1 protein-coding gene is annotated in these 1078 nt (G+C 37.3%); it reads right to left on the reverse strand.

Annotated features, from left to right (window positions below; genetic code table 11):
- Positions 1–79 precede the first annotated feature (79 nt).
- Positions 80–1078: helix-turn-helix transcriptional regulator (locus JQM82_RS15755; protein WP_235251368.1), on the reverse strand; the 999-nt coding region annotated here is incomplete at its 5' end.

Below are 1078 nucleotides of genomic sequence, written 5' to 3' on the forward strand. Positions count from 1 at the left end.
GATATAATAGAGACCATAAAGATAATTAGCTACTGTCTGATTATCCTTATGGTCTGCTTTTTATTAAGAAATATATATTTTAGTGAATGTTGGAATGAATTCTTCGATATTCCAACGGAAGCATTTGGTATACTTCATGAAAAGCTGTAGAAAAGCGGCTCTGGCTTGTATAACCGACTGCTTTAGCAATCTGTGAGATGCTGTTATTGGTTTCGGTAAGCAGTATAGCAGCTTTTTCTAGTCGGTGCTCTCTCATGTGTGCAGCAAGAGAATCTCCATATACTGCTTTAAATACAGATTTCAAAGTTGTAGGGTTCATTAGATACTGTTTTGATAACTCTTCAATTGTTATCCGGTGGTTTATGTTCTGTAAAAGGTAATCATGGATTTGGCGGATAATTTCCACCTGTTCCGACTGGTATTTCCCTGGTTCTTTTCCGGAAGTGATTTTAAATTCACTAAGATAGAGAAGTAGCTCGAGGGATTTCAATATGAAATATTGTTTCCTGAGATTTTCGGATAAATTATAAAATCCAGAAAAGATTGCTTCTGTTTTTTCATTGCCTGTAAGTAAGGAGAAATTTCCACGAGAGCAAAATTTTTCCGAAAGCATCTGCCCTGTTATTTTTGTCCCTCTTAAGAGTTCTGGGGGTGCCTGATCAAATTGTGAAAGATCAATGCAGACAGTAAGTCCTTCATAATGACCGCTGGGCAGAGTCATGACGGAACCGGCGCATAGTTGCCTTGTGTGAAGTGAGAAATCACCAGGACCAAGGTAGATGGAACGACCGTTTTTCATATTCCAGCCGATTCGTCCATAGCGACAATAGTTAATTTCCAAAAGTTCCTTTTCTGGTTTGTGGTTACAGGAAATCTGTTCTGCTAAATAATCTTGAAAAATAATAGTAATTCCAGTCAATAATTTCCATGAAATTTTTTTGCCCTTACCATTTGGAAGCGTATCAAGGTGTTCAGAACAGACAGGAGTATCTATGCAGGGATATGTCTGTTCAAAAAGGATTCCGTCCGGGATATTTATGAGTTCATTCTTGATTTGTGTAATATATTCGTTATACAA

This window comes from Faecalicatena contorta (assembly GCF_021531995.1).
Classification (GTDB): domain Bacteria; phylum Bacillota; class Clostridia; order Lachnospirales; family Lachnospiraceae; genus Dorea_A; species Dorea_A contorta_A.